The 23,263-nt window shown below is 57.1% G+C and carries 23 protein-coding genes and 1 pseudogene; 18 read left to right on the top strand and 6 right to left on the bottom strand.

Annotation, left to right across the window (positions count from 1 at the left end):
* Window position 1 precedes the first annotated feature (1 nt).
* Together AC07O2_RS22455 and AC07O2_RS22450 are read right to left on the bottom strand one after the other, a co-directional pair.
* Window positions 2-982: a PDDEXK family nuclease gene (locus tag AC07O2_RS22455; protein WP_495234452.1), complete on the bottom strand. Its 981-nt coding sequence runs from the start codon at window positions 980-982 to the stop codon at window positions 2-4.
* A 196-nt stretch (window positions 983-1,178) separates the two neighbouring features.
* Window positions 1,179-1,460, bottom strand: coding sequence for a DNA-binding protein (locus AC07O2_RS22450; RefSeq protein WP_495234451.1), 282 nt, complete (start codon window positions 1,458-1,460; stop codon window positions 1,179-1,181).
* A 184-nt stretch (window positions 1,461-1,644) separates the two neighbouring features.
* On the opposite strand from AC07O2_RS22450, the gene AC07O2_RS22445 reads away from it, so the two are divergent.
* Window positions 1,645-2,475 carry a hypothetical protein gene (locus AC07O2_RS22445; RefSeq protein WP_495234450.1) on the top strand — a complete coding sequence of 277 codons (831 nt, stop codon included), beginning with the start codon at window positions 1,645-1,647 and terminating at the stop codon, window positions 2,473-2,475.
* 31 nt (window positions 2,476-2,506) lie between these two features.
* On the opposite strand, the gene AC07O2_RS22440 is transcribed toward AC07O2_RS22445, so the two are convergent.
* Window positions 2,507-2,749, bottom strand: a complete 243-nt coding sequence (locus tag AC07O2_RS22440) for a hypothetical protein (protein WP_495234449.1) — start codon at window positions 2,747-2,749, stop codon at window positions 2,507-2,509.
* A gap of 88 nt (window positions 2,750-2,837) precedes the next feature.
* Between AC07O2_RS22440 and AC07O2_RS22435 the strand changes: the two genes are divergently transcribed.
* Together AC07O2_RS22435 and AC07O2_RS22430 are read left to right on the top strand one after the other, a co-directional pair.
* Window positions 2,838-4,568 (top strand): ATP-dependent nuclease, encoded by a 1,731-nt coding sequence (locus AC07O2_RS22435; protein WP_495234448.1) that lies wholly within the window; start codon window positions 2,838-2,840, stop codon window positions 4,566-4,568.
* Window positions 4,558-5,985, top strand: a complete 1,428-nt coding sequence (locus AC07O2_RS22430; RefSeq protein ID WP_495234447.1) for a UvrD-helicase domain-containing protein — start codon at window positions 4,558-4,560, stop codon at window positions 5,983-5,985. Before AC07O2_RS22435 ends, AC07O2_RS22430 begins: the two co-directional genes overlap by 11 nt.
* A gap of 291 nt (window positions 5,986-6,276) precedes the next feature.
* Here AC07O2_RS22430 and AC07O2_RS22425 read toward each other — a convergent pair whose 3' ends face one another.
* The 3 genes and pseudogenes from AC07O2_RS22425 to AC07O2_RS22415 all read right to left on the bottom strand — a co-directional run bounded on the left by AC07O2_RS22425 (window position 6,277) and on the right by AC07O2_RS22415 (window position 8,797).
* Window positions 6,277-7,026, bottom strand: coding sequence for a hypothetical protein (locus AC07O2_RS22425; protein ID WP_495234446.1), 750 nt, complete (start codon window positions 7,024-7,026; stop codon window positions 6,277-6,279).
* A 626-nt stretch (window positions 7,027-7,652) separates the two neighbouring features.
* A pseudogene (locus AC07O2_RS22420) lies at window positions 7,653-7,784 on the bottom strand (integrase); the annotation flags it as partial.
* A 71-nt stretch (window positions 7,785-7,855) separates the two neighbouring features.
* Window positions 7,856-8,797 carry a LysR family transcriptional regulator gene (locus AC07O2_RS22415; RefSeq protein ID WP_495234445.1) on the bottom strand — a complete coding sequence of 314 codons (942 nt, stop codon included), beginning with the start codon at window positions 8,795-8,797 and terminating at the stop codon, window positions 7,856-7,858.
* A 111-nt stretch (window positions 8,798-8,908) separates the two neighbouring features.
* Between AC07O2_RS22415 and AC07O2_RS22410 the strand changes: the two genes are divergently transcribed.
* The 15 genes from AC07O2_RS22410 (at window position 8,909) to AC07O2_RS22340 (ending at window position 23,237) form a co-directional block, all read left to right on the top strand.
* The gene (locus tag AC07O2_RS22410; protein WP_495234444.1) at window positions 8,909-9,859 is read left to right on the top strand and encodes a ketopantoate reductase family protein; all 951 of its coding nucleotides are present in this window, start codon (window positions 8,909-8,911) and stop codon (window positions 9,857-9,859) included.
* A complete protein-coding gene (locus AC07O2_RS22405) occupies window positions 9,856-10,254 on the top strand; it encodes a VOC family protein (RefSeq protein ID WP_495234443.1) in 399 nt (132 codons plus the stop codon). The genes AC07O2_RS22410 and AC07O2_RS22405 overlap by 4 nt, the downstream gene beginning before the upstream one ends.
* Before the next feature lie 8 nt (window positions 10,255-10,262).
* Window positions 10,263-10,718, top strand: coding sequence for a MaoC family dehydratase (locus AC07O2_RS22400; protein WP_495234442.1), 456 nt, complete (start codon window positions 10,263-10,265; stop codon window positions 10,716-10,718).
* On the top strand, window positions 10,715-11,941 hold the full coding sequence (locus AC07O2_RS22395; protein WP_495234441.1) for a CaiB/BaiF CoA transferase family protein: 1,227 nt from the start codon (window positions 10,715-10,717) through the stop codon (window positions 11,939-11,941). The genes AC07O2_RS22400 and AC07O2_RS22395 overlap by 4 nt, the downstream gene beginning before the upstream one ends.
* A 20-nt stretch (window positions 11,942-11,961) precedes the next feature.
* Entirely contained in the window at window positions 11,962-12,783 is an 822-nt protein-coding gene (gene aroE / locus AC07O2_RS22390; RefSeq protein ID WP_495234440.1) for a shikimate dehydrogenase, read from the top strand.
* A gap of 37 nt (window positions 12,784-12,820) precedes the next feature.
* Complete coding sequence (locus AC07O2_RS22385) at window positions 12,821-13,489, top strand: amino acid ABC transporter permease (protein WP_495234439.1); 669 nt, start codon at window positions 12,821-12,823, stop codon at window positions 13,487-13,489.
* Complete coding sequence (locus tag AC07O2_RS22380) at window positions 13,490-14,140, top strand: amino acid ABC transporter permease (protein ID WP_495234438.1); 651 nt, start codon at window positions 13,490-13,492, stop codon at window positions 14,138-14,140. It begins immediately after the preceding gene.
* A 68-nt stretch (window positions 14,141-14,208) separates the two neighbouring features.
* Window positions 14,209-15,054: a transporter substrate-binding domain-containing protein gene (locus tag AC07O2_RS22375; protein WP_495234437.1), complete on the top strand. Its 846-nt coding sequence runs from the start codon at window positions 14,209-14,211 to the stop codon at window positions 15,052-15,054.
* A 27-nt stretch (window positions 15,055-15,081) separates the two neighbouring features.
* Window positions 15,082-15,843 (top strand): amino acid ABC transporter ATP-binding protein, encoded by a 762-nt coding sequence (locus tag AC07O2_RS22370; RefSeq protein ID WP_495234436.1) that lies wholly within the window; start codon window positions 15,082-15,084, stop codon window positions 15,841-15,843.
* A 69-nt stretch (window positions 15,844-15,912) separates the two neighbouring features.
* The gene (locus tag AC07O2_RS22365) at window positions 15,913-16,050 is read left to right on the top strand and encodes a hypothetical protein (protein ID WP_495234473.1); all 138 of its coding nucleotides are present in this window, start codon (window positions 15,913-15,915) and stop codon (window positions 16,048-16,050) included.
* Window positions 16,051-16,516: 466 nt separating this feature from the next.
* A complete protein-coding gene (locus AC07O2_RS22360) occupies window positions 16,517-17,416 on the top strand; it encodes a nitrilase family protein (protein ID WP_495234435.1) in 900 nt (299 codons plus the stop codon).
* Window positions 17,417-17,463: 47 nt separating this feature from the next.
* Complete coding sequence (locus AC07O2_RS22355; protein WP_495234434.1) at window positions 17,464-18,627, top strand: substrate-binding protein; 1,164 nt, start codon at window positions 17,464-17,466, stop codon at window positions 18,625-18,627.
* Window positions 18,628-18,902: 275 nt separating this feature from the next.
* On the top strand, window positions 18,903-20,600 hold the full coding sequence (locus AC07O2_RS22350; protein WP_495234433.1) for a methyl-accepting chemotaxis protein: 1,698 nt from the start codon (window positions 18,903-18,905) through the stop codon (window positions 20,598-20,600).
* Window positions 20,601-20,620: 20 nt separating this feature from the next.
* Window positions 20,621-21,784 (top strand): substrate-binding protein, encoded by a 1,164-nt coding sequence (locus AC07O2_RS22345; RefSeq protein ID WP_495106263.1) that lies wholly within the window; start codon window positions 20,621-20,623, stop codon window positions 21,782-21,784.
* Window positions 21,785-22,403: 619 nt separating this feature from the next.
* Window positions 22,404-23,237, top strand: coding sequence for a branched-chain amino acid ABC transporter permease (locus AC07O2_RS22340; RefSeq protein ID WP_495234432.1), 834 nt, complete (start codon window positions 22,404-22,406; stop codon window positions 23,235-23,237).
* Window positions 23,238-23,263 lie beyond the last annotated feature (26 nt).

The raw sequence follows: 23,263 nt of genomic DNA, 5'->3' as shown, positions 1-23,263 counted from the left end.
GTCAGACCTCCCGATTGAACAGATGGCTGAACCGCGTGAACAGGTCGCCGCGCTCCGACATCAGCGGCTGATCGACCAGCACCGTTGCATCAACCAGTTCAACCCGTACGCGCCGTTCCCAGAGAATTCGGTAGAACGCCCTTTGGACGTCTTGGTAGGCACATCCATGACGGTGTGTAACGCCCAAGATCGCATCCAGTGGTGGCAGGCCAGCTTGCATGCCGGCCCTAACACGGTCTTCAAGCTCCCTTTCGACGTGTACGTCAAGCGACGGGTCGCACCTTTGGTGAAGAAAGAGCCTGCGCAGGTTGCATTCAAGTAGCTCTGGAATCGTCCTCGCCACCACCCTGACAGTTCGGATGCCCGCATCCAGATACAGCTGCTCTTCGATGGCGTGGCGCGCGTTGGCCGCATTGGCGTCCCTGGTCGCGTTTCGAACTCTTGATCTTGCATTGATCGACTGGCCGAAATCCTCCTTGTTCTTCTTGACCGTCCAGTTGACGCAGTACGGTCCTCGATCGTCCACCATGAACAACAGCAGATCACCCAGGAAAGGAATGGGCACGACCTGGTCTTCGCCGGTGGCGGGATCACGCGCGCGCAGCCAGCCATGGACCTTGAGAAGATCCAGCCGTTCCGCCACAGCGATGGTTCCTTCCATGGTCGGTAGATCCGTGTCGATGGTACGCGGATGCCCCGTCAGCGGATGAGGTCGGCTCGCGACCGGCAACATGCGCTGTTCCTGTATTTCGAAGAGCCGAGGGTGGTGTAACGCAAGCAGAACGGCCGCCTGCTCAGGCTTCGACAGTGCGTGCACATCGCGCTGCAGCCGCTCGCACCACATCTCTGCAGGTCTGGATATCGCCGGCGCTTCTTCCCGCGTTGCCTTGATACTGGGTTCGTACGCCGCACCCCACTGCGGCGGATCTTGGCGTCGATAAATTTCCCGCACACGGGCGAGCGTCATCTTCCTGTCGGTCATAGGTGTCCCTTTAGTGCGGCATGGCCGCGACTTCGAATATGAATCGACGAGGGACACCCTTGACCCGCTCCATGGGAGCGGGTATATTGATTCCAGCACTGGAAATTTGAGGGTTTCCCTCGATACGTCTTTGAAAGCCGCAGATCTCGTAAATCTGCGGCTTTCGCGTTTCTGGCGTTCTCTGGTATGTCTGGAGTTACGTGGTCATTGACGCCTCCTTTGAATCAGTGACTGGGTGATTCATGCTGCGGCCCGCCGCCGACGGCGCTTCAGGGTCGCCACCGCGGTCCCCTTTCTTCAAACCCAACGCAACGGCAATGCGATGGCTTGCACCACGCCTAGCAAGGCACCGGCCGTTCAGCACGCTGTAGACCAGACCACGATCAAATCCATGCTCGCGCGCCCAGTCCGAAACGCTTTTACCGTCTTCGTAAAACTGCCTACGCACCGCGTCGATTGCGCTTCTGTCTGGCTGCATAAGTCGAATTTCGTTCGTATCGTAAGGTTTAGGGACGTTGGGACATGGATCTGTATCACTGCCAATGCATCAAGTCCGATGCGGTCATGTGAGATCGCAGGGACTCATGGCATGCTAGTTCACGGTCTAAGTTTGGTAAACCGCCAACGTAGGTCAGCTACAAAAGTTCAGGAGAATGCCCTAAGTGTTTGATACGAATGCGCTTTCTCTCAGTCACGCAACTTTCGCGTGGGCTAACCCGAAACTTTCGCGTGTTTCGCGGCGCTCCGTCGTCGACGTTTTCGCCACCATCGCGTGGTTTCGAGTGCTGGCGGCTGATGCGGATGCAACGTCAATCGGGGACATGGTCGGCCACTACGGTCCGCAGGGCACTATCTCATCTGATAAATACAAGATGCTCCACCACCAATGGACGGAGCGATCTAGCGGGCGACGATGCCCTACGCGTGCAACCATCTTGGCCGCCGAAGGGCTCTGCGCCGACAGTGCTTGCATATTCGAGTTGGCGTTGTGGCCTGCGTTGCGCACAGACTGGCACTTTGATCACAGTAGGGACGAGGTCCGCCGAAGACTACCGGCCGACTTCTCGAAACAGCTGGAGATTCAGCTTCAAGACAACCCAAACCGCTGGGAAAGTAGCTACGTACGGACCTTGAGTAACAGGGGCACGCTCGACGACCTTGCCTGCTTGCTTGTCCTTCTGCGACGCGGCAATTTGGCGGCTTCCAGCCACGCAGCGTATGGACTTGGGAAGGCAGTCAACCGCGTGTTGCTAATTCAGGCCGGTTGGCTGTTGGCACACGGTTTGTTGCGCCCGCTTGTTGAATATGTGGACGTGGAATTTTTTCAACTTGCTCCAACGTCAGTAGGTCCATCGGCAACAGAGGCCGAATACTTTCGGATGCTTGAAAGACTAGTAATAGCCGTGCCACGTCATCTGCCGGAGGTCGCCGACGGCTTTGATGCCGATCTCTGGGCACGGGGAGCACATCTCGCACTCTCGGGTGCAAGTTAGCCTGACCATGCGTCCTTGCTTAAATATCAGCTCAAGCATAGCAAATGCGTAAATCAGCTGACGCGCCGATGGCCGTTAGAGCGTAATGCTTTTGAAAAATGAGATTCCACACAGAAATCAACGCCAAAATGACATTGAAGCAGGCCGGCGCAATATCCGCATCTGGCTGAGAACAGTCACCAAGTTGTTGCCGGTCAATGACTGCTGTTGCCTTAGGCAGGTTGCAGTCGGTCAAGTTCTGCCGCAATGGTGAAAAGACGTCGCTGAACTTCATCAGGTCGTTATGGCAAGGCAATCGTCCGACGCCGGCTACAAAGGGCGCATACTTGGCCAGCTACAACAACATGAGACTGGGGAGAGGCATGGCACGCATCCGTCGGGTGGAAATCCGCAACTTTCGTTCTATCAGGACGCTTGACTGGGCACCTTCATCTGGAATCAACTGCCTCATCGGCCCCGGCGACAGTGGAAAGTCGACCATCCTGGACGCCATCGACCTGTGCCTCGGTGCGCGTCGCAGCATAAGCATTGCAGACACCGACTTCTACGGGCTGGTCGTCACTGAGCCCATCGTTATCGCGGTTACGCTGGGCGGCCTGCCAGACGAGTTGTTGAGTCTGGAATCCTATGGAGAATTTCTGCGTGGGCATAACGCGGCGACGGGTCAGATTGAGCCCGAGCCCCGGGCCAACATCGAAACCGCATTGACTTTGCGCCTGGAAGTGGGGGCGGACCTGGAACCGTCCTGGCTCCTCTACTCGGAGCGGGCGCAGGAGCAAGGGCTGGAGCGTGGTCTTGCCTGGAAGCATCGTGCCACGCTCGCCCCTGCACGCATCGGTAGCTACGCCAGCACACACCTGTCCTGGAGCCGCAGTTCCGTGCTTAACAAGCTGACTGACGAGCGTCCCGATCTAGGCGCAGAGTTGGCGCGTGCGGCGAGGGACGCGAGGACGGGGTTCGGCAACCAGGCCAGCGCGCAATTTTCGGAGACTTTGCAGGTCGTGACGCGCACCGCCACGGCGTTGGGCGTTCCGGTAGGCCAAGCTCAGGCCATGCTGGACGCTCATGCCGTCTCCATTGGCGATGGTGCGATCGCTCTGCACAGCGAGGCTGGTATTCCGCTGCGCTCGCTCGGAACGGGATCCGCACGGTTGCTCATGGCAGGATTGCAGCGCGAGGCCGCTCAAGCTGCCACCATCGCACTCGTGGATGAAGTCGAATTCGGCCTGGAGCCCCACCGGCTCAAGCGTCTGCTGGATTCCTTGGGCGCTAAGGACGTGAACCTCCCCCTTCAGGTGTTCATGACGACGCACTCACCCGTTGCGCTGCGCGAGCTTTCCGGAAACCAGTTGTTCATCGTCAGAAGCGAAGGGGATCGCCATGTGGTCCGCCCCGCGGGCGTGACCGATCAGGTACAAAGCATCCTGCGTACGGATCCGGAAGCCTTTCTGGCCAAATCCATCTTGGTCTGCGAGGGAGCCAGCGAGATCGGACTGGCGCGAGGGCTTGACCAGTACGGCGTAGAGGACCTCAACCTGACCTCATTCTTCGCGTACGGTGGCGCGTACGTCAACGCGGGCGGTAGCACGCCAGACCTGTGCCTGGAGAAGGCGCTAGTGTTGCGCCGGCTGGGCTACAACGTGACGGCATTCATCGATGCGGACAAAGAGCCAACGCCAGCGCTCCTTGCAACGCTTGCCGCCGAGGGCGTTGGCTTGCTCACCTGGCGAGCGGGTCGTGCGTTAGAAGACGAGCTGTTCATCTGCATGACGGACGCGGCGATCGACTCCCTGCTCGGTTACGCCATCGAGCGCATCGGCCGCGATGACGTCGCAGAGCATATTCGTTCCAAATCCGAAAACCAGCGAACGCTGATAGCCATTGAGGCTGAAAGGGCTGCGCAGGGTGTCTATACGGCGGCGACGCGTGAGCTTTTGGGCCGTGCAGCCCGAGTCAGCAGAAATGGCTGGTTCAAGTCCGTATCCGCCTATCAACATGTCGGCCGCAGGATCGTTGGGCCACAGATACAAAACGCCGAAGCCGGATTTGTCGATGTGATGAATCGACTGTGGGCGTGGACCCATGCCGCCTGAACTCGACCTGTTCGCGGTCGCGCGTGGTTCAGTTACCGCACCGGCTGGCTGCGGCAAGACGCAACTCATTGCCGATACGCTGGCCGCGCACAAGGGCAGCAAGCCCATCCTGGTCTTGACCCACACCAATGCCGGCGTCGCGGCGCTGCGGGCTCGCATGGCCCGGGCGGCCATTCCCAGCTCTGCCTACCGAATTTCGACGATCGACGGATTTGCGATGCGGCTCGCCGGGAAGTTTCCGCTGCGAAGTGGCCTTCCTGCCCAGGTGCTGGAACTCGCCAATCCCCGCCAGGACTATCCAGCGATCCGGGAGGCTGCGGCCAATCTGGTGCAGGCCGGACACATCAATGCACCGCTGCGGGCCACGTACGCAAGGCTCTTGGTCGACGAGTACCAGGACTGCAATGCTGCGCAACACCGCCTAGTGGCCTGGGCTGCAGAGGTCCTTCCGACGTGCGTGCTCGGCGATCCTATGCAGGCGATTTTCAGTTTTGGTGGCAATCGCCTGGTTAACTGGCAAGCCGATGTCGAGACACAATTTCCTCCGGTCGGCATGTTGCGGACACCGTGGCGGTGGCGATTGGCCGGCACCGAGGATCTCGGGCAATGGCTGCTGAATGCGCGGATTCTGCTTCAAACCGGCCAATCGGTAGAACTGCAGGGGGCGCCAGCTGCAGTGCAATGGGTGCAACTGGACGCGGCGACGGCCGAAGAGCAGCGCCGTGCCGCTGCGAGGACGCGCGGGCGCAACGCGCAGGATAGCGTGCTCATCATCGGCGACGCGATGAATGTCCGCGGGCGCTACCAGTTGACGAGCCAGACACCCGGAGCGACGGTTGTCGAGCGCGTCGACCTCGTCGAGTTCATCCAGTTCGCACGGATGTTCGACCCCACCGCCGCCGATCCGCTGGGGCAAGTGGTCGAGTTCGCCGCGAGCCTGATGACCGGCGTCGGTGCGGCCGGATTGCTGCAGCGTGTGCAAGTTCTGCAACATGGCAGGCCGCGCAATCCCCCGACGCCAATTGAAGCAGCAGCCTTGGCGTTCGCACGAGGCCCCAGTGTTGCTGAGGCCTCTCATCTGCTGCAGGCGTTCGCTCGGCAGCCGGGGAGCCATGTTTACCGTCCCGAAGTTCTGCGCTGCTGTCAGGCTGCGATGCAGGCTGCCGCTGGTGGCACATGTACCTTGCACGCCGCAGCCCTTCAGGCGCGCGAGCGGCAGCGTCATATGAGCCGGCCGGTTGCGCGACGGGCCGTCGGCAGTACCTTGTTGCTCAAAGGACTGGAGGCCGATGTTGCGGTCGTGCTCGAACCGCAGGCCATGACAGCCCAACACCTCTATGTCGCGCTGACGCGAGGTGCGCGTCAACTCGTGGTGTGTTCTCCAAGCAGCGCTCTGACGCCGCGCATCGAAGGATGAAGAAGCTATGGCGCCTTGCATGGCGAATGAACAGTCTTCCTTGGGGTACTTTACGCAAGAAGCCGGCTGCTTGCGCCTTGGCAAACATGGACGACCTCGTTCGGACAATGTCCAATCGTAGAGCCAATGACCGCCTGTTACCAGTCAGCGGAAGTAGGGTTGATTACGACTAAGGTCGGCAATCGCTGAGAAGCCGTCCCTGCCGACGGCCGCTTCAGGCTGGGAGCCGACTTCCATAAAATCACCGTGACCGGCGACTACCGGCCAAAAACGGACCTTCTCTCCCAGGCTCTAATGCCGGTTTTTGACCTGTTGAGCGTGGCCTTCCGCTTTCCTAGCGCTACGCTGAGAAAGCACCTTTTCTACCCTTGTTTGAAGCTTCTTGGGGAGCGCAGGCAGTTCGTCGGCATTGAAGCCAGGGCTGAGCCGGTCCTTCATCTTCAGAAGCATGTCCTCAACGGTATTGTCGTGCCGCATCCGCCAGAGGTATCCAATCCTGTAGCGCCAAGTCTTCATGATGTGCTCGCGCAACGCAGTGCGCAATTCCTTGAACGCTTGGATGTAGACCTGTTCACCGTCGCATGCCCTAACCGCAAGGCCCTCGACCAGCATGTCCAGTTCGGCAACGTATGCCCGGCCTAAAAGCCTTTCGGCAGCATCTAGCCCGGCGTCTTCGTCCTTGAGTTTCTCTGCAACCTTACGCTGCGTCTCCCGTGCAGTGTCCGTGCGCTGGCCGTCCAGTTTTATTAGGTCTTTATGTGTGATTTGCGCAAGCTCGATAGCCTCGAACACTGGCGGCCTCGTCCCGCTCTCGAAAAGAAACGCGATTTTCTCGAAGTCAAACTCATAGTCACCGTAACGCATGTGGCTAGGCCGGAGTAGCGACCATACAGGCTCGTCGCCTGTGAGAGATAAGCGCACGCAGTCGTGTGCGAAGCCCACCCTGAACAGCAAAAAGTCGTTGTACTGATTCTTGAGTGTCATCAGTGCCAAGTTAGCCGACGCAAGGCTTTCGAAAAAGCGCCTGTTTGCGTCATACATACGAGCTAATATGAAAGCCAGAAATGTGCCGAAGAACGGACCTATGAAATATGTCCATGGCGACGAGCCCATCCTAACTCCTACGTTGTTCTACTGGATTTTATGTATGCGCGCAGAAACCGAAGCGTTGGCGAAGCACGCAGGCCCGTTTGCACAATGTGTATTGGTGTTGGTCAAGGTATTGCGCTAGTTCTTGAGAAGGTTTAGTAAATCAATTGCCTTCCTATATTGTGCGCATGTCTCACCGTGGTCCGACGAACTTTATTTTTAGCATTGGAGACATGCTATACAAAGTTCCTAACTCCGACGAACTTTGTATAGCTGATGCGCATCAATTAAATCAATGATTTACGATCGGTAAATCCGACGAACTTTATTTACTCCAGTCACAATTCCGAATTTATTCCGTGCAATTAAAGTCGTAAACAGAACCCTAGCATTCATGCGGGTTTGCGGGGCGTTGGATTTTAGAGACGGTTTTTTAAAGTCGTAAACACCCGGGTAAACCGTGTGTTGCGACAGGCTGCTTTGCAGCGGAAGCAGCCGGTTGGGCTATCGCTGTGAACGACGGGTTTGCTTGGAAAAACCGACAACCGAGAGCCTGGACGTCGCTGCCGGCCATCTCTTCAAAGCTCAGACTGCTCTGACATTTCCAAGGCCTCCTCAACCTCTATGCCGAAATAGCGAACCGTACTTTCCGACTTGGTATGCCCGAGTAAAAGTTGAACGGCACGCAGGCTCTTGGTTCTGCAGGCGATAGTGGGGCGTTTTTTCAGATGACACCTGTAGTGAACTGACTCCACAAAGAGCTGCCACCTAAATACGCATGTTATTGTTTTCTGGCGGCGCCGCGAACTTTTCTGTCCATAAACAAACGGGCGCAAACACCTCTGAGCCAAATATTTCCAGCCTCATTGTGATAGCGGGCATGCCAATGCTGCTTGACCGTAAAGGTTGGAATAGGTACTGGACACGGAAACACACGCAGACCATTCATCTGAGCCAGCATCTCCCCGATGTGGCGGGGCAAAGTAGCCAAAAGATCTGTGCTGGATACAACTGCTGCAAGTCCAAGAAAACCAGGTAACTCTAATACGATCCTGCGTCGTATGTGGTTACGCAACAGCGCCTCGGCAAGAAGCTGCGACCCTGTCCCAGACACGATGCCGACGTGTCCTTCCTCACTGTAGAGATTTCGATCCAATGTTTCGCTGATCCGTGGGTGACGCGGATTCACCAGGCATATCCAATCCTGGGGAAACAATGTTTGCTGGTAGAAGCCCGACTCAAGCCAAGGAACAAGACCGATAGCCAGGTCGGCTTCACCAGACTGTAGAGCTTCTGCTGTTTTCTCGTCGATGCGTGCTGCTTCGAGGGTGATATCTGGAGCCATCGCACGTACGTGGGCCAGTATCTGCGGCAACAACGTGACATGACTTGCATCAGTCATGCAAATCCTAAAGTGTCGTGTACTCTGCACTGGATCAAAAACCGCTTCCGGCGCGGTTAGCTGCCGCATAGCGTCCAACGCAGCTCGCACTGAAACAATCAATTCATCTGCTCTTGGCGTAGCTTGCATCCCATCGGCTGTGCGAATAAACAAGGGATCGCCGAGTTCCTTGCGCAATTTTGAAAGCCAGATGCTAACTGTCGGCTGGGATTGACCCAAGAGTTCCGAAGAGCGTGTAACGCTGCGCGTGGAATACAGCAGATCAAACAAGCGCAAATGCTTGACGTCGAGAAGGTTGGTGTCAGCTCGATTGGTATCCATTATTGCCTCAAACAATGTAGCGCATTTAGTCCATTGAATGGACGCTATGTGAGTCTATCCCTATCGTTCATATCCGTGGCACCGATGGCGTGCCACATTTATGGAGACACCATGAAAGTTTGTGTATTGGGCGCCGGATCTCTGGGCTGTGCCATTGGCGGCACCTTGGCCCGGGCGGGTGCCGATGTCACCTTGATCAATCGCCGACAAGAGCAAGTCGATGCCATTTCACGCAACGGATTGACTCTGCGAGACACCAACGGGGACATGAGTGTCAAGGTTCATGTTGCAACGACTGCCGAAGGACTGGGACAGATGGATCTGATCATTGTCTTGGTCAAGTCATTCGATACGCGCAGTGCAATGCTGAGTGCCATGTCTCTGGTCGGAGACAGCACCATGGTTCTGTCGCTGCAAAACGGGCTTGGGCACGAAGATGTATTGGCCGAATTGGTTGGTGCAGAGCGCGTACTGGCTGGCAAGACCTATGTGGGAGGCCTATTGGTAAACCACGGCGTAGTGGTCGTAGGAACCCAGGGCAAGGAGACTTTAATCGGTGAGCTCCATGCCAACGGATCCGATCGAGCGGATGCGGTTGCCAAACTGTTCAACGATGCTGGTCTTACCACCATAGTTTGCGCCGACATCCGCGCAACCATGTGGGACAAACTCTTGATCAATGTAGCTACCGGAGCTCTGAGCGGTATCACCGGCTTACCGTACGGCGCGCTCTACCAGGTTCCTGAAGTTCAAGCCTGTGCGCTGGCTGCAGTCGCTGAGGCCATGGCCGTTGCAAAGGCCAGCGGAATCCAACTCTCCATCAAAGAGCCCAGCGAAGCTTGGGTCAAAGCCGCCTCTGGCCTGCCCTACGAGTTCAAGGCATCCATGCTGCAGAGCCTGGAAAAAGGTTCACCAACCGAGGTGGACTACATCAATGGTTCGGTGGTGGAGCGCGGTGCCGCATTGGGTGTGCCCACGCCCGTGAACACTGCCTTGGTCGCATGTATCAAGGGAATTGAACGAGGCCTCAAAGAACCCAAACCACACAAGGAAATAGCATGACAAGCGCCGCCAAACCCCGTGCTTATGTAGAACACGTCGCCATATGGGTAAAGGACATCCAGTGGCATATCAAGTTTTTCCACGACGTGCTCGGTATGACCATGCGCGAAGTGCACGGAACCGTGGAAAACCCCAGCCAATATTGGACCTTGGGTGGCATGCAGTTCATTGCCAAGCCTGATTTCTCAGAGCCCGAAGGCCGATTGGGCCATATCGGTGTGATGTGTGAGGACCTGGACGCAGCTATTGCCGCGGCCCAACTTTTCGACGTGAAAGAAATGCCCCAGGGCACCAACTGGCTGCGCCTTCCTGACGGTTTGGCCTTGGAACTAATCCAAGCCAGCCCGGGAACCGTTGCACAAGCACTGTCCATCAACCCTCGCAATTTTTCCTGAAACACACCATGACACTCAGCCCTGAGAAATATTGGGACGATGCAAAGGATGGCGACGTCTGCATCAGTCCGACCTACACCGTTACAAAGGAGCGAATTCTGGCGTATGCCGACCTCACCGGTGACCATACGCCTGTGCACGTGGACGAGGCATACGCGAATGCCAGCCACTTTGGCTGCATCGTCGCGCACGGCCTCTTTGGCCTGTCGATTGCGGATGGATTGAAGACACAGAGCGACTACAGATTTCTGCCCGGCATGTCCCTTGGATGGACGTGGGACTTCCTGCTGCCAATCAAGGTTAACGATGTCTTGCACGTGAAATTCTCAGTGAGCGGTCTGCGCACTTCAAAGAGCCGACCAGGCTGGGGCATCGTGACTTTGCCCTCAGAGTTGATCAACCAGAACGATCAAGTTGTGCAAAAGGGTGAGCACCGCCTGATGATTCCTCGGAGGCCTGCATGAGCCAAGATCTTCCTCTCAAAGGATTCCGAGTCATTGACTACAGCCACTTCTTGGCTGGCCCCTACGTCGGCCGATGCTTGGCTGCGTTAGGCGCTGAAGTGATAAAGGTGGAGCGCCCTGGCGCCGGTGATGCCGGACGCCAACACGCCTGGTTTGTCGGTGAAGACAACGCCTACAGCGGCTACTTCCTGCAGCAGAACATGGGCAAGAAGGGTTTGTGCGTCAACACCAAAGATGCCCGCGGTCGCGAGCTGATGCAAAAGCTGGTGGATAGCGCCGACGTATTCATAGAAAACTACCGCCCCGGTGCCTTGGAAAAGCTCGGATTGGGATACAAGGAATTGGCGACACGCAACCCCGGTCTGGTGTATTGCTCCATTTCCGCCTATGGCCACACCGGTCCAGACTCCCATCGTGCGGGCTTTGGCCTCATTGCCGAAGCCAAGAGCGGCATCATGCAAATGGTGGGAAACCCAGGAGAAGCACCTCCATTGCTGCGCATCTCATTGGGCGATATGTACACAGGCATTCACGCAGTGGCGGCTATCAATGCCGCGCTTCTTGGACGGGTGAAGTCTGGCAGGGGCCAGCACATCGACATGGCCTTGTACGACACCCTCGTCTCGATGCATGAATATGCCGTGCAGTGCTACACATTGTCTGGTGGCACAGAGGTGCCGGTTCAAACAGGCCATGACATGCCTAACTCAACCCTGTACGGTGTATTCCGCGCAGCGGATGGTGATCTGGTGATTGCCGCGCAAGTCGATGATGCCTGGAAGCGCTTTGCTGCACTGGTGGAACAAACCGGTGGGCCCGCCGGCTTTGCCTCCGACACGCGCTTTCACACGAACGCTGGCCGCAATGCCAACCGTCTGGAAATCCTGCCCGTGGTCAAGCAATGGGTTGCAAGTAAAAACGTTGCGCAAGTGCTCGCAGCACTGGACGACATTGACGTACCCAGCGCAAAAGTGCAGCGCATCGATGAGGTATTGGCAGATCCACAGATTCAAGCACGTGGAATGGTGCTGGAGCAAGACCACCCGGTACTGGGAAAGATCCAACTACCGAATCTGCCATTCAGATTTTCGGATTGCGACATCACGATGAGGCAGGTTGCACCCAATCTGGGAGAGCACAACGCTGACATCGCCGCAAGTCTGGGCTTTTCCGCCCCCGACATCGCAGCCATGCAAGCCGACGGCGTGCTCTATTCCAAATAAAAACCAACGAAAGGTCGGACATGGCAGACAAATATGCGGTCATTGGTAACCCCATTGCATTCAGTAAGTCCCCCATGATTCATGGCATGTTTGCAGAGGCATGCGGGCACACCATTGAATACACCAAGATTGAAGGCCCGCTCGCCCAGTTTGCAGAAACAGTGGATGCTTTTCGCGCATCTGGAGGAAAGGGACTGAACGTCACTGCGCCCTTCAAGCTGGATGCTTTTGCCTATGCAACCCATCATTCTGAACGGGCGACGTTAGCTGGAGCAGCCAATGCCATGAAGTTTGAAGGCAATAGTGTATTTGCCGAAAATTTCGATGGCGTCGGCCTGGTTCGCGACGTAGTGCATAACCTGAAATTTGCTTTGAAAGGCAAGCGTGTCCTGATGCTGGGCGCAGGAGGGGCTGCACGCGGAGCCCTCCTTCCCTTTTTATCGGAAGAACCCGCCATTCTGGTGATCGCAAACCGGACCCTTTCCAAAGCGCAGGATTTGGCTCAGATCGGAAGCAAGTACGGCTGCGTCAGTAGCTGCGACTACTCCGACTTGCGCACGGAAAATTTCGATGTGGTCTTCAACGCCACGTCAGCCAGCCTGCGTGCAGAACTGCCGCCGGTACCGACGAACGTATTTAGCCATCACTGCCTGGCCTATGAGCTGGCGTATGGAAAAGGCCTGACTCCATTTCTGCGCTTAGCGCAAAACGCCGGTGTTGAACGCTTGGCAGACGGTGTAGGCATGTTGGCTGAGCAGGCAGCAGAAGCCTTCGCGTGGTGGCGACATATACGCCCACCGACCGACAAGGTCATCGAGAAGCTGACTATCCCGCTGATTTGATTTTCGTAAAACCAATAACTACTAAAGAGACATTAAAGTGAACTACAAGTTCGACTTCACGCCGGTGATTGCCGGCCTGCCGGATCTGCTGTGGGGTTGCCTGGGCACGCTGGGCCTGGCGCTCGGCGGCATGGTGCTGGCGACCATCATCGGCATCGGTGGTGTGGTGCTGCGGCAATCGCCGGTGGCGCCAATACGCTGGGCGGTGATGACTTTTGTGGAGGTGGTCCGCAACACGCCGTTTCTGGTGCAGATCTATTTCATCTTCTTCGCCCTGCCTTTGGTAGGCGTGCGACTCGACCCTACGCCGACCGCCATCATCGCGCTGGGTGTGAACGGCGGCGCGTATGCCATCGAGATCATCCGCGGCGGCGTGCAAGCCATCAGCAAGGGGCAGATCGAAGCCGGCATGGCGCTGGGCATGCACAAGATGAAGATCTTTCGCCTGATCGTGCTCAAGCCGGCGCTGCGGGCCATCTTCCCCTCGCTGGTGAGCCAGTTCATTTTGCTGACGCTGACCACCAGCATCGCCTCCTCGATCTCCGCATACGAGCTGACATCGGTGGCGCAACGCATCGAGTCCGACTCGTTCAAGAGCTTCGAGGTCTACGGCGCGGTCACGGTGCTGTACCTGGCGATGTCCACGGTGATGCTGATGGGCTTCGGCCACTTTGTGAAACGCTTCTTCAGCTATCCGGTGAAATAAATGCACACCATCACCTTTGCTGAATTTGGCTTTTTGCTCAAGGGTGCGCAATGGACCATCGCCCTGTCGGTGATGGCTCTGGCACTGGGTGCGGTGGCCGGCCTGGTGATTGCGTTGGCGCGCATGTCTGCGTCACCGCTGCTACGGCGCCTGACGGGCGGCTACATCGCGCTGTTCCAGGGCACCCCGCTGCTGATGCAACTGTTTGTGACCTATTACGGCCTGGCACTGATCGGGCTGAAGCTCGACCCCTGGCTGTCGGTCGCCATTGGTTTCATGCTGCATGCCAGCGCCTTTCTGGGAGAGATCTGGCGCGGCTCGATCGAAGCCGTGCCACGCGGTCAGACCGAGGCCGCCAATGCACTCGGCATGAGCTACGTCAACCGTATGCGCAAAGTGGTGCTGCCCCAGGCGCTGCGCATCTCGCTGCCGGCCACCATCGGCTTCTTTGTGCAGCTGATCAAAGGCACCTCGCTGGCGGCCATCGTCGGTTTTGCCGAGCTGGCGCGCAGCGGCAGCATCGTCTCGAACCAGACCTTCCAGCCGCTGATGGTCTACGGCATCGTCGGCGCCATCTACTTCGCCATGTGCTGGCCGCTGTCACTGTACGGATCGCGGCTGGAACGCCAGTTGGCCACGGCAGCCCGGTGAGCCGCCTTGACCATCTCTTGAATTTCACCCTTTCTGCAACCTGCAACTTAAAACTGGAGACAACTGAAATGAAAACTACCCATATTTCCCTGACCCGCCGCAACCTCGCCCTGCTCGCCATGGCCACCGTGGCCACCGCCGCAGCGCTGTACAGCCGGCCCGCGTCGGGCATCACCCCCGCTGAAATCAAGGCCAAGGGCAAGCTCGTGGTCGGCATCCAGGCGGCGAATCCACCCTGGGGCTACGTGGACGCCACCAGCGGCAATGCCGACGGCATCGACGCCGACATGGGCAAGGCCTTCGCCAAGGAGCTGGGGGTGCCGGTGGAGTTTGTCGGCCTGGAAGTGGCCAACCGCATTCCGGCGTTGGCATCGGGCCGTGTCGACGTGTTGTTCGCTACCATGGCCATGCTGCCGGAGCGCGCGAAATCGGTTCAATACAGCAAGCCCTATGTGGCAAACAGCATCTACCTGGTAGCAGCCAAGACCACGGTGGTCAAATCCGATGCCGACCTGGGCAAGCTCGCCATTGGCGTGCCGCGCTCCAGCGTCCAGGACACGGAAGTCACCAGCCATGCGCCCGCTGGCACCACCATACGCCGCTTTGACAACGATGCCGCCACCATCCAGGCCATGCTGTCCGGGCAGGTCCAGGCCGTCGGTGCCAACGTGTTTTACGTTAAGCGCCTGAACGAAGCTGCACCCAATACCTACGAAAACAAGCTCGAATTCAAACCTCTGTTCAACGGTGCCTGCTCCCGGCTGGAAGACAAGGAGATGAATACAGCATTGAACGCATTCATGGACAAGATCAAGGCCAACGGCGACCTGACCAAGATCCAGACCAAGTGGATGGGCGCCAGCAACCTGAACTTTCCCGCCAGCATCGAAGGCGTGCCCTTCGTCGCCAAGTAACCAGCGCCAACAGAAAGAGCCCGGGCCATGCAAACCACATCCACAAATGCCGACACCCCCATGATCGTGATGGAGCACGTTGACAAATGGTACGGCCAGTACCAGGCGCTGACCGACATCAATCTGTCGGTGCGCTCTGGAGAAAAGATCGTGCTCTGCGGCCCGTCCGGCTCGGGTAAATCCACGCTGATCCGCTGCATCAACCACCTGGAGGGCTATTCCAAAGGGCAGATCCGGGTTGGTGGCATCGCCCTGACGAACGACGCCAAGGCCATCGACGCGGTGCGCGCCGAGGTCGGCATGGTGTTCCAGCAGTTCAACCTGTTCCCGCACATGACGGTGCTGGAAAACTGCACCCTGTCGCCTATCCATACGCTGAAGCATTCGAAGGAACAGGCCGAAGCAACGGCGCGCAAGTACCTGGACCGGGTCCACATCCTGAGCCAGGCCGACAAATACCCGGCCCAGTTATCTGGCGGCCAGCAGCAGCGTGTGGCGATTGCACGCGCCCTGTGCATGGGCCCAAAAGTAATGCTGTTTGACGAACCCACCTCGGCGCTGGACCCGGAAATGGTCAAGGAAGTGCTCGATACGATGGTTTCGCTGGCAGAGGATGGAATGACCATGATCTGCGTGACCCATGAAATGGGTTTCGCCCGCGCCGTGGCGGATCGGGTTATCTTTATGGCCGAAGGCAAAATTCTGGAAGAAGGCCCACCGGCCACTTTCTTCCAGGCCCCGAAACACGAGCGTACCCGCGCATTCTTGGGCGACATCCTGGGCCATTAACCCAACCCGCAGCAGGGCAACAGCAACGAAGACTGCCTGATTGCTTTGCCACAAGCCGAGTCAACCTCCATGAAACATGGCATCGCTACAGTCTCCCTTTCCGGCATGCTGCGCGAAAAACCACAGGCCGCAGCAGCCGCGCATTTTGACGGCGTTGAAATATTCGAGAACGATCTACTGCAGTTTCCCGATGAATCTGGGTCATAGCGCCTGGCTAAGCAGACCGGCAGTCGAACTCCGTCTAACGTCGATGGCCGGTCTCGGTAAGAGCTGTCAGCCGACGATGCAGGTCGAATGTCTCAGTTCGCTGCAAAGCCGTCCCTGCCGACGACCGCTTCTGGCTGGAACCTCCGTCGGCGCACTTAGACCCATCGAATACCGAGCAAGGTGGGGGGCGGCGGAATTCTTGGACTGGTTTATGTTGTCAATTCAAGGTTAGCAGTAACACCGGGGCGGTTAATCTCTCCATTCCTGCTGATGGCGTAGAAATTCTGAATATTCAAATACCCCTTGCAATTTGTTGACGCATTTTTTTTACGCTGTCATAATTCTTAGCACTTCCCAGGTTTAGCCAGAGAAGCCCTCAGCAATATTGCTGATTACATACCGGCTATGAAAGCCCCTGACATGCGCATACAGCGCGGTCAGGGGCTTTTTGCTTTTTGGAGTTTGAATGTCTGATTTGGGAACCACTCCCGCGCTGAATTCGGCTGAGCATCTCATCACCGTGGGGAGCGTTCAGATGGAGCCGCGTATCGGCTACAAGGATGCGAACGTGGCGCGCTCCGTAGCGTTGATCGAGCGCGCGGCCGCTGGTGGTGCAGCGCTCGTAGTGCTGCCGGAACTGGCCAACACGGGCTACGTCTTTACCAGTCGGGCAGAGGCCTTTTCGCTGGCGGAGTCTGTGCCGGAAGGTCCGGCCACTAGGGCATGGATAGATGTGGCACAGCGATGCAAGGTGCACATCGTCGCAGGCATTGCTGAGCGAGACGGGGATCGTCTCTACAACTCGGCAGTGATCATTGGCCCTAAGGGTTGGCTGGGCACCTACCGCAAGCTGCACCTGTGGGGTGACGAACATCTTTACTTCGAGGCTGGCAACAGAGGTCTGCCTGTGTTTCACACAGAGTGGGGGCGCCTGGGCGTAGTGATCTGCTACGACGGCTGGTTCCCTGAGGTGTATCGCCTATTGGCCATGCAAGGTGCCGACATTGTGGCCATGCCTACCAACTGGGTGCCAATGTCCGGACAGCCGGCTCACCGTCCAGCCATGGCCAATACGTTGGCCATGGCCAGCGCCCACAGCAATGCGCTGAATATCGTTTGCGCCAACCGGATAGGCAATGAGCGCGAGCAGCTATTCATAGGCCAGAGCTTGATCGTCGACGCCCAGGGCTGGCCAATAGCTGGCCCTGCATCAATAGACGCAGAAGAGGTACTCCTGGCACAGATCCGCCTGAAGGCTACGCGCCGGGAACGGCAACTCAATGCCTTCAACCACGTACTTCGAGACCGCCGCGACGACCTTTACGACCCGATGCTTGGCACCGGCTGGCCGTTGCCTAGGCATTGAAGTTGATGCCGACCTGTTTCTTTCACCCCAAACCAAGGAGTCTTTTTATGAAAAAACTAACTTCCACTGTGCGCTTCGGCACCATTGCGATGACAGCTTCGCTTGCGCTGCAAGCCCAAGCGGCAGATCCGATACGCATCGGTGTAGCCGTAGGCCTGTCGGGCGCCAACAGCGTCGTGGCTCCTGCCGTCGTGCAGTCCTCGCAATTGGCGATCGAAGAAATCAACGCTGCTGGCGGTATTCTCGGACGCAAGGTAGAGCTTGAGATCGTGGACGATGCTTCGGGCGCAGTCGGTGCGCAGAAGGCATTTGACACCCTCGTCTTCCAGAAAAAGGTGGACGCCATCATTGCTATGGAAACCAGCGCTGCCCGCAATGCCGCGTTACCCATCGTATCGCGCGGCAAAGTGCCGTACATCTACACATCCTTTTATGAGGGGCGCTCGTGTAACGCCTGGATGTACGTAAACGCCTGGGTGCCGGAACAACAGGTCGCCCCCGTCGTTAACTATTTTTGGTCCAACCTCAAAGCTCGTAATTTCTTTCTCGTGGGCAATGACTACGCCTTTGGGCGCGGCATGTTGGACTTCACCAAGAAGTACATCGAAAAGAACGGCGGCAAGGTCGTAGGCGAGGAATACTTACCCATAGATGGCTCCGACTGGACCTCGGTGTTGAGCAAGATCCGTGCGGCCAAGCCCGATGCTTTGATCAGCGCCACGGCTGGCGGTGCACCCAATGTCTCGCTGGCTAAGCAGTTGCAAGGCTCTGGCCTTAACCTCCCGTATGGCAACTTGGCCATCGACGAAGCAACCGCGAAGAATATGGGCGATGTGGCATCCGGCATGTACATGTCGGCTTCGTACCTCACGACAATTGATACGCCGGAGAACAAGAAATTCATGGATGCCATGACGAAGAAATTTGGCACCGACCTGAAGACTCCGAATGAGCTTTCCGAGCCACAGTACGAGGCGTTCTATCTCTTCAAGGCGGCGGTAGAGAAAGTGGGATCCGTGGATAAGGACAAGATCATCAAGGCGCTGGGTGAGGTGTCCTACACCGGTCCCCGCGGCGAGGTCAGCATGAATAAGAGCCGCCACGCGCCGCTCGCTATGCGCCTGGGTCAGATTCAGACCGGCAGCACGATCAAGATTTTGCAGACTTTCAAGGGCGTCGATCCTGGTGCTCAGTGTCCTGACCTGAAGTAAGGCGGTTGCCGTCAGTGGTGTTCGCGCGCGAACGCCACTGACTGGCCAGTGCCTATCGTAGGACTCAGTAGTCCAATACAAATCCATTTCCTTTTGGGTTCCCTTGGAACTCACAAGAACAAGACACAACCATGGCACGAGCCTGTAGCGCTATGTCTGCTTGCTTGGATCCGTGTATTCCACTACCCAGGACCATAGTACGCAGTAAGCGGTGCAAAGCATTGATGCGCACACTCGGCGCAGCAACGCAGCGTAGCCCAACCGAAGGATCTCCCATGCTGCCAACATACACCCACTCCATTGCGGCTCGACTAACCCTTGGCTTTGGATGTTTGTTGGCGTTGATATTGACGGTTGCAACTATGGATGCATGGTCCTCACATCAGGTAGGTCAGCAGGTAAAACAGATCGTTGAGGTGAACAATCAACGTGCCGCATTAGCCCGTGAGTTGCTAGACAACATTAATCTGATGACCGTGCAGGTTCGCTCCATCGTGCTGCTGACCGATGTTGAAGAACTCAAGGCAGAAGGTGCCACTCTAGAGAAGGCCCGTACGGAGTACATCCGCGCCGAGCAAGCGCTTTCGATGTCCATGACCGATGCCCAGGCCGACGAGCGCCAGCTTGCGGTCGCTATCGTTGAGTTGGGTGCACGGGGCATAGCGTTGGTGCAGCAGGCAGCCAAGCAAGGGCTAGCTGGTGCCAACATCGACGCCACTACAACGTTGACCCAGGAACTCCGTCCTGCCGAAGCCCAGTGGCGGGGCAAAGTCAATCAGCTCATTTCACTGCAGACCCAGCGGAATGCCGCACTGGCTACGGAGGTAGGTAAGAATATCCAGCGCGCCACAGTCGTCGGCGCACTGCTCGCTCTGGCGGCCGTGGTAGTTGGCGTATTTGTCGCTTGGCGGATCGCACGTAGCATTCAGCGGCCGGTGGAGCGAGCGATGAGAATCGCCGAGCGCATCGCGGATGGTGCGCTGGACAACGTGATCGAAGACGTAGGTAAGGGAGAGATCGGTCGACTGCTAGAGGCCATTGATACCATGCAGCGCAGGTTGTGTAGCTTGGTTGCCGACATCCGTGACGCAGCCGTCAGTATTGAGACGGCCAGCTCCGAGGTCGCTGCCGGTAACCTCGATCTTAGCCAGCGGACTGAACAAGCGGCCTCGCAGTTGCAGGCGACTGCAAGCTCTCTCGATCACTTGGCGGGCAACCTCCTAAATAGTGCACAAGCGACGGAGCAGGCAAACCGATTAGCGGGCGATGCTGCTCAGGTCGCGCAGCGCGGCGGCAAGGCAGTGGCTCAGGTAGTCGCTACCATGCGTGAGATCAACGGCTCTTCCAAGCGGATTTCCGACATCATTGGTGTGATTGATGGGATCGCGTTCCAGACCAACATCCTTGCGCTCAATGCCGCGGTAGAAGCGGCACGCGCAGGGAATGCCGGCCGTGGTTTTGCAGTAGTCGCCGGCGAGGTACGCGCTCTGGCACAGCACAGTGCATCTGCCGCTAAAGAAATCAAGGAACTGATCTCAGAGAGCCTTTCACATGTGTTGACGGGCTCGCGGCTGGCCCAGGGCGCGGGTGACACTATGACGGAGATACTGACCAGTGTCGAAAAAGTGTCTGGCCTGATTGGCGAGGTAACTGCCGCATCCACCACGCAAAGCAGCGGCATCCGCAGTATTAATCAGGCGATTGCAGAACTCGACAACGCTACACAGCAGAACGCAGCCCTGGTGGAGCAGGGGGCTGCCGCCGCAGATAGTTTGCAAGACCAGGCTCGGCGACTGATCGGTTTGGTGTCTAACTTTCATTTAGGGTCGAGTTCAGATGACCTCTCACATGCGCCCGATACTGGAATGGCCACCAGTAAGGCGGTGGTGGTTTCAGGTCATCAGCAGTTATGGCCTCACTCCCCCATCGCGCCTGAGCATGCACCACGGCTGCAAACCTCTGCGCAGCGCTAAGTCCGACACAGGTCATCCTCATGAACACACTTCGCAGCCTTCTTCTCATCGCGATAATGGTAAATTTGAGGGGGGTGGCGGCACAGTCCCAACCCGACTATCCCATCAGGATTGGCGTGGCCGTCGGTCTATCTGGTGCCAACAGTGTTATCGCTCCTGCGGTAGTGCAGTCTTCGCAACTGGCTGTCGAAGAGATCAATGCCGCCGGTGGCATCCTGGGGCGCAAAGTTGAACTAGTGATCGTAGACGATGCCTCTGGGGCCGAGGGTGCAGAGAAAGCAATCAACACATTGGTATTCCAAAAGAAGGTGAACGCCATTATTGCAATGGAAACCAGTGCAGCCCGAAGTGCCGCGCTACCCATCATTTCACGCGGGAGGTTGCCGTACATCTATACCTCGTTCTACGAGGGACATTCATGTAACCCATGGATGTATGTGAATGCTTGGGTGCCGGAACAGCAGGTGGCACCTGTGGTTGACTATCTCGCCCGACATAGAAATGCAAAGACTTACTTTCTGGTGGGCAGTGACTATGCATTCGGACGCGGGATGCTTGAGTTCGCCCGACAGTACATTCGGCGCAATGGGGGGCAGGTGGTGGGCGAAGAATACCTGCCGGTGGACAGCAGCTACTGGGCACCCATCATTGCGAAGATTCGAGCGGCCCGGCCTGACGCGTTGATTAGCGCCACTGCCGGCGGTGCGCCGAACGTAACGCTCGCCCAACAGATCAAGAACGCTGATCTCAGGATGCCTTTCGGCAATCTCTCCATAGATGAAAGTACCGCCTGGACAATGGGCGATGCAGCCAAGGGAGTCTTGATGGCGGGCTCTTACTTCCCATCTATCGATACTGCAGAGAATCGGTCGTTTCGCATGCGCATGCTGGTTCGATTTGGTGCGGAGCTGAAGGCTCCCAACGAACTTTCCGTGCCCCAGTACGAGGCCTTTTTCCACTACAAGGCAGCTGTTGAAGCAGTGGGCACAACGGATTCCATAAAAGTCATCAAGGCGCTGGGCGAGGTATCAATCACCGGCCCGCGCGGAACCCTACGCATGGGAAAGAGTCGGCACACACCGCTTCCCATGCGTTTAGGTCAAATTCGATCAGACGGAAGTGTTCGTATCCTGGAGACTTTTTCGAGCGTCGATCCAGGAGAACAGTGCCCCCAGATAGAGTGATTGAAGGTAAGAAAAAGCGAATGGAGGACACGCATGTTCGGCTCTGCGAAACTCACTTAGCGATGGCAGCAATGGGCTATTGAAAGTGCAACACTACAGCCATCTTGTCCTGGTTTGATTGTAGAAATTGCGAAGAATACACCTTCGCCATTGGTTGACGCCGGTGTGAACGGCTGTCATAATTCAGCGAGCTGTTCTGGTTTGACCACAGCAGTTTCTCAGCAACATTGCTGATTACATACCGGCTATAAAAGCCCCTGACATGCGTTCATAGCGCAGTCAGGGGCTTTTTGCTTTTTGGAGTTGAAATGTTTTCGGTGAAAACCCCGTACTTATCCGATCGTCAGGTCTGCACTCTGGTGGAGAACGTGGAGACGATGCCAAGCTGGAGGTACCCGGCGGGACGTCATCTGCATTCCTTGAGCCAAGCGCTCAAAGACCACTGGAGCCATTGCAGTGACCTGATGCCAAGCGCAGGCAATACGCGGTATGGACATATGCGTTGCTATCCATCCATTGTTTTTTAAAACCAAGGAGACTTTCAATGAAACAACCCGTTGCTGCGGCGCCTGCTGCCGCTGATTCCATCTGTCTTTTTCATCGTCGCTAGGAGTACGCCATGGTGCTATTGCTAGATTTACTCACAACGGCCGCAATGCTGTTTATCGTGACAGCAGGACTGATGATGATCTTCGGGGTGATGAAGATAGTCAACTTTGCGCACGGTGCGCTACTGACTCTTGGTGGCTACGCTAGCTATGTAGTTACACAACTCCATCTCACCCCATGGCTAGCCTGGCCCCTTGCTGTAGTGGTGGGCATTGCCGTAGGGATGCTCGTGGAGGGTCTTATCGTGCGCCCACTCTACAAGCGGCCGCTCGATGCCATCCTGGCGACCTGGGGTCTAGGTATTGTGATCGGGCAAGTGATAGTGATTGCCTTCGGGCGCGAGGTGCAGTTTGTCAACGCACCGCTGTCGGGCACTTGGTCGGTGTTAGGTGTGGACTATTCGGCCTACCGACTGGCGCTCGTTCCCATAGCGGCATTGCTGTGTCTGGCACTCACCGGCTTGCTCAATGGCACGCGCTTTGGTGTGCGCACCCGTGCTGTGATCATGAACGAAGATCTGGCAAGCAGCCTGGGCATCCACTCGGGAAGGGTGCGTTTCATCACCTTCAGCCTGGGTGCCGGACTTGGCACGCTTGCGGGCGCAATGATCACACCGCTGTCCAGTGTGGACCCCAACATGGGTTTGCCATGGCTTGTCAGCGCCTTCATGCTGGTCATGGTATCTGGCCACTCAATGGTCAGCCTGCTGGTCACCTGCATCGTTTTCGGTACTGCTCAAGTACTGGTCAGTACCTACGCCAATCCCGTTCTCGGCGGGCTGACCATCGCTGTTCTCGCTGCAGTCACGCTGCGCATTCGTCCAAAGGGGTTTGCCCGTGGCTGACACTACCACCACCCATACCGATGTGG

The sequence above is a fragment of the Rhodoferax sp. GW821-FHT10B06 genome (assembly GCF_059415605.1).
Note: the sequence above shows the minus strand (reverse complement) of the source record. Positions and strands in the feature narration are given on the sequence as shown.